We start from the raw sequence: 8,176 nt of genomic DNA on the forward strand, positions 1-8,176 counted from the left end.
CCTAGGTTTAGAGCGAAGATAAAGATTGGATCTAAAATAATATTTAAAACGCCTCCCGTTGTAAGACCAATCATTGCATAGAACGCCTTCCCCTCATTACGTAATAGATTGTTAAATACAAATGAGGTACAAATAAACGGACAGGCATATAAGATAAACGAGGAGTAATCTAGAGCATAAGGTAGTATTGTAGGTGTCGAACCTAAGAAAACCATTAAAGGTTTACAAAAAATTAACCCAAAGATTGAAAGAAGTGTAGAAAAAATCACAACCATAAAGATGGCAGATGAAGCTGTAATGCTAGCTTCCTTTTGTTTTCCTGCTCCTAAAAGTCTAGAGCTTAAAATTCCACTTCCCATTCCAATTGTAAATCCAATTGCCTGCATAATTGCCATTAGAGAAAATACAATTCCAACTGCTGCAGATGCACTAGTACCTAATTGAGATACGAAAAACGTATCGGCCATATTATAGATAGAAGAAACTAACATCGAAATAACTGTAGGTACAGCCAATTTGAGAACAAGAGGCTCTACTGGAGCCTCTGTCATCATCTTATAGTGTTTATTATCTTTCATTTATTTTACCTGCAAGTATTTATAATCCAGTAGGTTTTGCCCCCCCGAATGATTTTCTGTACTCAATCCAATCCTCTAAACAAATAGGCTTTGAATAAATGTAACCTTGAATTACCTTACAACCCATTTGTTTTATTATCTCTAATTGCTCTTTTGTTTCAACACCTTCAGCAACAATTCCCATATTTAGAGATAATGCAAGGTTAATAATTGACTGCAAAATTACCTTAGACTTTGCATTATTAATATTATCAATAAAGCTTTTATCGATTTTGATGTAATCAATATCGAAGTCCATAAGTAAACTTAATGATGAATATCCTGAACCAAAATCATCAAGAGAGCAAGCAAAACCATATTTATGCATTTTATTAAGCTCAACCTTTACAATTTCGATTGTTTTTTTATCAAAGAATACACTTTCAGTAACTTCAATATCTAAAAGTGATGCCGGTATTGAGTAGGAAGAACGAATTTTCTCGAGATCATCTGCAATGCCATAGTAAGCAAAGTGTCTAACAGAGAGATTTACAGAAACAGGAACAACATTATAGCCCATCAATATTGATTGCCTAATATCAGCACATACTTCTTCAAAAACATAAAAATCTAGCTCAGTAATATTACCATTTTTCTCAAGGATTGGAATAAATTTGCTAGGAGGAAGAATTTCATCTCCCTTTTTCCACCTAACTAATGCTTCAGCACCTACGATTTCGTTAGTATTGCTATCAACCTTAGGTTGGAAGTAAACCAAGAACTCACGATACTCAATTGCTTGAGCAAATGAATCTGTTATCTCTTTTTCTTCTTTAATTGTTTTAAGTAAATTTGAATCATAGAATTTTGTAATATTACCTCTTCTATCATCAAGAAGGGCAACATCATGTACTATTCTTACACGCTCTGCTAAAGCTTCAATATCAGTATCACTAGCAGCAATTGAATATACACCACTTATAAAAGAGATAGTAATTTTATTTGACTGTGCTAAATTCTCATTGAATGCTTCTTCTGCACTTTTAGCGAGGAAAGCTAAACGCTCCTCTAGTAACTCTTGTTCTGAATCATGGATAATTAATAAGAAGTTTTCTGCATATACACGACAGGCAAGCTCATCCTTTGCAAGTCTATTATTAATTATAGCTACAACACACTTTAATATTCTATTTCCTTCATCAGAACCTAATGTTGATGTATAAATTGCAAAGTCACGAATTGAAAATCTTACTAAAGCATAATTGTTATAATTATTTATATTTTTCTTAGCTTGGAAATAAAAACCATTAATATTTAAACCACCTGTAATTCTATCATAGTAGGCAGCATTAATCATATCGTAAATACGTTTTTTTGCATTCGATAATATAGATATCATTAATGTAGTAAATAAAATAATAACAGTAATGCTCAAAAATGCTAACTGAATAAAGAAGCTATCAATGTTAATTCCATATAAACTTGAAGGTACTACTGTTACGATGACAATATCATATTTCTCTATTCTATCAAAAAACAAGAAAACATTTCCTTCATTAGTTTTAACCTTATAACTTCCTTGTTTTTTTTCATCCATCAGAGTTTTTATATTAATAATGGAATCATTTCTTTCTTTGCTGTTATCTGAAAGAAAGTACTTATATAGTTCTAAAGTCTCATCACTGATAATTACAGGATCTAAAGATTCATCAAGTAACATAGATCTAATACCAATTAGGCTTTCATTTGATAAGCGACCAAACATGTCAAGTAATTGCTTTGATGAGTAAATAAAACCAACACTACCTACAACATTACCTTTTACATGAACAGGTACATAAACAAAAGCACTTCTATCATCAAAGAAAATAAAGTTCCTATTTCCATGCTTTATAGTAGAGCTAATCTTTTCTTTATATTTACTAATATCAGTATTAGATGAAAAATTATTATTAACATCTATGTATATAATAGCATTAGAGTTATTTGAATAAGAAATAGTTTCAAATATTCTTTCAACTATTTCAAACCTACCCTCTGAAATTATAATCTCTATTCTTGAAGCTATTTTATCTAATACACTGCCTATCTCTTTTATGTTTTTTGTAACCTCATCTTTTGTTGAAGATGCAACATATTGAGCAAAATATAAAGAATAGGAGGCAGTATTATTTCTTAGTTTAAAACCAATTGCAGCCATAAGAACAATAAGAAAAATAAGAATAATGAATACAACCCTAATAACGGTTATATTTGTAGCATTTTCATTTATGCTATTTTTCCATTCATATTTTCTTTTGCTTTTGTTAAAATCCATTTTCCACCAACTATAGCTATTTTATCGATTGCATGAATTATCTTCAATAAAAACTTTTCTTTATATCAATACATAGCTTACAATAATAAAAAAGGAGGATAAATTATATGTATATAGCAAGTGAAAACCGATATCAAGAAATGATTTATTCAAGATGTGGAGATAGTGGTCTTAAGCTTCCTCGTGTAAGTTTAGGACTATGGCATAACTTTGGAAGTAATGCAAAAGAAGATGATATAAAGGATATTATCTTTACAGCCTTTGATAATGGAATAACCCATTTTGACTTAGCAAATAACTATGGACCTTATCCAGGAGCTGCTGAAAGTAACTTTGGTAGATTATTATCCTCCCACTTAAAAAATTATCGTGATGAATTAATAATTAGCACAAAGGCAGGCTACGAGATGTATCCAGGCCCATATGGCGATGGAGGATCTAGAAAATATCTATTTGCTAGTCTTGATCAGAGCTTAAAGCGCCTCAATCTTGATTACGTAGATATCTTCTACCACCATAGAATGGATAAAAGTACTCCACTAGAAGAAACGATGTTAGCATTAGCTGACATCGTAAGAAGTGGAAGAGCTCTCTATGTTGGGCTTAGTAATTACGATGGAAAAACTCTTGAAGAGGCAAATGAAATATTAACAAGATTAAATGTACCTTTTATCATCAACCAAAATAGCTACAATTTGTTTAATAGAACAATTGAGAAAAATGGTTTAAAAGAAACCTCTTATAGATTAAGAAAAGGTATAATTTCATTTTCACCATTAGCTCAAGGCCTTTTAACAGACCGCTATATAGATGGTATTCCAAATGATAGTAGAGCTGCTTCAAGTAGTAAATTCTTAAATAGCGAAGATATTACAGTGCAAAAGTTAGATGTAATTAAAAAGCTAAATGCTCATGCATTACAGCGTGGTGAAACACTCTCTGAAATGGCTTTGAAATGGGTATTAAAAGATGATAAAGTAACTAGCGTGCTCGTTGGGGTTTCAAAATCAAGTCAGCTACTAAAAAATATTAAAGCAGCTTCAGGAAACCTATTTACCCTTGATGAGCTAAATATTATTGAGGAGATAGTAAAACCGGTTGTCTACTGAGAGAACATACATCGCGATAGACTTAAAATCATTTTATGCATCAGCTGAATGTGTTTCACGTGCACTTGATCCACTCGATGCTAATTTAGTTGTTGCAGATCCTTCTAGAAGTGAAAAAACAATATGTCTTGCTGTGTCCCCTTCCTTAAAAACCTATGGTATTAAAGGAAGGGCAAGACTATTTGAAGTATTACAAATATTAAAAGAAGCTAATCAAAAAAGAGCTAGAGTATGTAAGCTTACAGGAAAATCTAGATCAAAAAAGGAGCTAGATAACAATCCTAATCTTGCAATAGACTTTCACATTGCACCTCCTAGAATGGCTTATTACATAGATATTAGTAAAAGTATTTACTCAATTTATCTTAAATACATTGCCCCAGAAGACATTCATGTATACTCAATCGATGAAGTATTTATCGATGCAACTAGCTATCTAAAGCTATATAAAATGAATGCTTTTGACTTTACTTCCATGTTAATAAATGAAGTTTTAAAGCAAACAGGGATTACAGCAACTGCTGGTATTGGTACAAACCTTTATCTTGCCAAAATAGCAATGGATATAGAGGCTAAGCACATTAAAGCAGATAAAAATGGAGTAAGAATAGCAACTCTTGATGAAATTTCGTATCGAAAAAAACTTTGGGACTATAAACCCTTAACTGACTTCTGGCGATTTGGAAAAGGAATTGTAGACCATTTAAATCGAATGGGAATTCACACTATGGGTGAGCTTGCAAAAGCATCGCTTGGAAGTGATGAAGAATACTTAAATGAAGATAGATTATATAAGGAATTTGGTGTTAATGCAGAATTATTAATAGACCATGCCTGGGGATGTGAAAGTTGTAGAATGGAAGATATTAAGGCATATAAGCCTGAAAACACATCATTAACACAGGGCCAAGTACTTCAAGAACCCTACTCTTTTGATAAAGCTAAAATAGTATTAAAGGAAATGGCTGATACCATCTCACTTGATTTAGTTTCAAAAGATTTAATGGCAGATGGAATAGTACTCTATGTAGGTTATGATATAGATAATTTAAAAAATGGAGATTACAGAGGTGAGATTAAGCTTGATCACTATGGAAGGAAAGTTCCAAAGAGTGTGAATAAAGCTAAAAAGCTTAATACCTACACCTCCTCTTCCTCTCAATTAATTAATGAATTTATTAAACTCTATGAGGAAATAGTTTCTCCTAATCTTTTTATTCGTCGATTAAATATTGCAGTAACAAACCTTAAATGTGTTAAAGAAGCTGAAGAAGAAATACAACTTGATTTATTTTCACAAAAAGAAGATGAAGAAAAACTAAAGAAGGAAAGAGCATTACAAAAGGCTACACTTGAAATTAAAGAGCGCTTTGGCAAGAACGCTATTTTGAGAGCACTTGACTACACTGATGGTGCGACCTTAAAAGAGAGAAATAGTCAAATCGGAGGCCATAAAGCATGAATGAGGATTTAATTAACCTTGATTATAAATCTTTGATGAAGCACATCCCTATGCCAAGGTCAAAACGGGCTGCACAGTTTTCTCCATTTGCCGCATTAACAGGGTATGAGGAAGCAATTTGTGAAGAAAGTAGAGTAACAGAAGATAGACGATACTTAACAAATGATGAAGCTATAAATTTAAATAACAAGATACAATCTTCAATTGGAAAAGAAGTTAAAATCACTTTTTTTGAAAAAGATAAAACAAAAAGTGGAGGGAAATATCTCACTCTAGATAGTATTATTACTAAAATCTTTATAGAGAAACAAATAATACAATTAGCTAATGGAATTACTATAAAAATTAATGACATTATAGCGCTTGAAACAAAGCAAAATAAGAGCTATGTTGAATAGCTATGGAGAGTAGTAAAAATAAATCAAAAAGGATGACTGAAGGCTCAATATTTAAATGCCTTCTTTACTTTGCTCTCCCATTGATGATTGGAAATTTCTTTCAGCAACTATACAATACTGTTGACAGCATAATAGTTGGAAATTTTGTTGGTAAAGAAGCTTTAGCAGCTATTGGCTCTGTTGATTCAATAATAAACACATACATAGGCTTCTTTGTAGGACTATCTGCAGGTGCAGGTGTTGTTATTTCACAATACTATGGTGCAACTGATGATAATAATGTTCATAAAGCAGTGCATTCAACTATTGCAATTACTATATTAATGGCAATAGGAACTACCATTATCTCTCTTTTTACAACAGATATCTTTCTTGCAATATCAAAGGTTCCTGAGGATGTTTGGCCAGAAGCTAAGAAATACCTTGATATATACTTTCTAGGTCTTATTGGTCTTTTGCTCTACAATATGGGTTCTGGAATACTTAGAGCTGTAGGAGACTCAAAACATCCTCTTTACTTTTTAATCTTTTCAGCAGTTACAAACACTATTTTAGACATAATATTTGTTGCAGTATTTAAATTTGGCGTTAGTGGAGCTGCATATGCAACAATTATTGCTCAAGGACTATCTGCAATATTAGTTCTTTACACATTAATGAAAACAAATGATTGCTATAAAATAGTAATAAACAAAATCAAGCTTTATCCTGCTTTAGTTAAACAAATATTTAGAATTGGACTTCCTACTGCACTACAGATGATGATAACAGCATTTTCAAATGTATTTGTCCAAAGCTACATTAATTCATTTGGATCTGCAGCTATGGCAGGTTACTCATCATACAACAAAATTGATAAATTCTGCTTATTACCACTACAATCAATTGGACTGGCCATTACTACATTTATGGGGCAAAACATCGGTGCTGGAGATAAAGAAAGAGCCATTAAGGGCGTAAAAATAGCAACTTGGATGAATGTAATTACTTCAATAGTGCTACTATCAATACTTTGGATATTTGCACCTTATCTTTTATTAATATTCTGCAAAGATGCAGAAGTATTAAATTATGGAATTATTTTCCTAAGAACAATGAGCCCATTCTTTTTATGCATTGCATATAACCAGATTCATAATGGAGCACTAAAGGGTGCCGGAAACACAAAAATTCCAATGATTATCATGATGAGTTGCTTCATTGTATTTAGACAAATTTATCTATTTATTGTCTCAAAAGTATATAATCATTTGATTTTAATTGCTCTTGGATATCCATTAGGCTGGCTACTATGCACAATTATTCTATCAATTTACTATAAGAAAGTTGATATAACATCTAGTAGTGTTTTTGCTCACTCATCCCAAGAATAACCTTCAAATACAGGCTTTCCACTATATTTATTAGCCTTTATTTCACCTCTTAGCACTTTTAATACTTCGCTATTTAATACCTCTTGTTCAACTTCACCTTTATAAACATAAATAGGTGCAATGAAAGAACAACGCTCTTTAATACCCTCAACTATGTCATTAAAACGTACTAAACCACCAGTTAGTAGAATTCCATCTACTCTTCCCTCTAATACAGCAGCCATTGCTCCAATTTCCTTTGCAATTTGGTATATCATTGCATTCCAAACAAGCTTGGCATGGTCATCATTTTCTTCTACTGCCTTATGGATGGTATCAGCATTTGAGGTATTAAAGTGACTGACAAAACCACCGGAACGAGAACACATAGCTTCAACATCCTCAATACTATGGTTTTTAGCATATCTTACAGCCTCGAGCACAGGAATAGAGCCAAGACGAGTTGGGGTAAATGGTCCATCACCTCCAGCCCCTTCTGTGCCATCAATCATTAACCCATTTTCATGTGCAGCAATGGTAATTCCACCATCAATGTGAGAAACAATTAACCTTGAATTTTCATAATTCCTTCCATGTTCTTTACACCAAAGTCTTGCAATACCCTTTTGGTTTAATACATGTGATTGAGCTCTTTTATATACACCCTTAATTCCAGTAATTCTAGCTTCAGGCATGTATTCATCTACATTTGTAGGATCAACGGTGTAGGCTCTTTTATTAGTTTCCTTTGAGAAAATGTATGCCAGCATAACTCCTAGCTTAGCACTATGATCACTACCACCCTTATCATCTCTTGTATCTTGATAGAGCTTTTCATCTATTTCCATTACTCCAGACTTTTGAGAATAAGCACAACCACCTCTACCGATAAATACATCTATATCGTTAAGTGAATATCCATATTCCTTTAGTAAATCTTCAATTACCATGCGTCTCATCGGAATTTGGTCATTTGCACTT

General features: G+C 32.4%; 7 protein-coding genes. 4 read left to right on the plus strand and 3 right to left on the minus strand.

Translation table 11 applies throughout. The annotated features are described in order from the left end of the window. Positions 1–578: MATE family efflux transporter (locus tag SOY52_RS08280; protein WP_320848483.1), on the minus strand; the 578-nt coding region annotated here is incomplete at its 3' end. 19 nt (positions 579–597) lie between these two features. Then, positions 598–2,874: a GGDEF domain-containing phosphodiesterase gene (locus tag SOY52_RS08285; protein WP_320848484.1), complete on the minus strand. Its 2,277-nt coding sequence runs from the start codon at positions 2,872–2,874 to the stop codon at positions 598–600. Between the two features lie 107 nt (positions 2,875–2,981). Between SOY52_RS08285 and SOY52_RS08290 the strand changes: the two genes are divergently transcribed. From SOY52_RS08290 to SOY52_RS08305, 4 genes are read left to right on the plus strand one after another with little or no spacing between them, the layout of a single operon-like run. After that, positions 2,982–3,983 carry an aldo/keto reductase gene (locus tag SOY52_RS08290; protein ID WP_320848485.1) on the plus strand — a complete coding sequence of 334 codons (1,002 nt, stop codon included), beginning with the start codon at positions 2,982–2,984 and terminating at the stop codon, positions 3,981–3,983. Further along, on the plus strand, positions 3,973–5,445 hold the full coding sequence (locus tag SOY52_RS08295) for a DNA methylase (protein ID WP_320848486.1): 1,473 nt from the start codon (positions 3,973–3,975) through the stop codon (positions 5,443–5,445). The genes SOY52_RS08290 and SOY52_RS08295 overlap by 11 nt, the downstream gene beginning before the upstream one ends. Next, the gene (locus SOY52_RS08300) at positions 5,442–5,843 is read left to right on the plus strand and encodes a hypothetical protein (RefSeq protein WP_320848487.1); all 402 of its coding nucleotides are present in this window, start codon (positions 5,442–5,444) and stop codon (positions 5,841–5,843) included. The genes SOY52_RS08295 and SOY52_RS08300 overlap by 4 nt, the downstream gene beginning before the upstream one ends. 2 nt (positions 5,844–5,845) lie before the next feature. Beyond that, positions 5,846–7,216 (plus strand): MATE family efflux transporter, encoded by a 1,371-nt coding sequence (locus SOY52_RS08305; protein ID WP_320848488.1) that lies wholly within the window; start codon positions 5,846–5,848, stop codon positions 7,214–7,216. Here the strand turns inward: SOY52_RS08305 and buk are convergent. Further along, the coding region (gene buk, locus SOY52_RS08310; RefSeq protein ID WP_320848489.1) for a butyrate kinase at positions 7,198–8,176 on the minus strand (979 nt) is incomplete at its 5' end. The genes SOY52_RS08305 and buk overlap by 19 nt on opposite strands.

Source organism: Bullifex sp., from assembly GCF_034103065.1.
Classification (GTDB): domain Bacteria; phylum Spirochaetota; class Spirochaetia; order Sphaerochaetales; family Sphaerochaetaceae; genus Bullifex.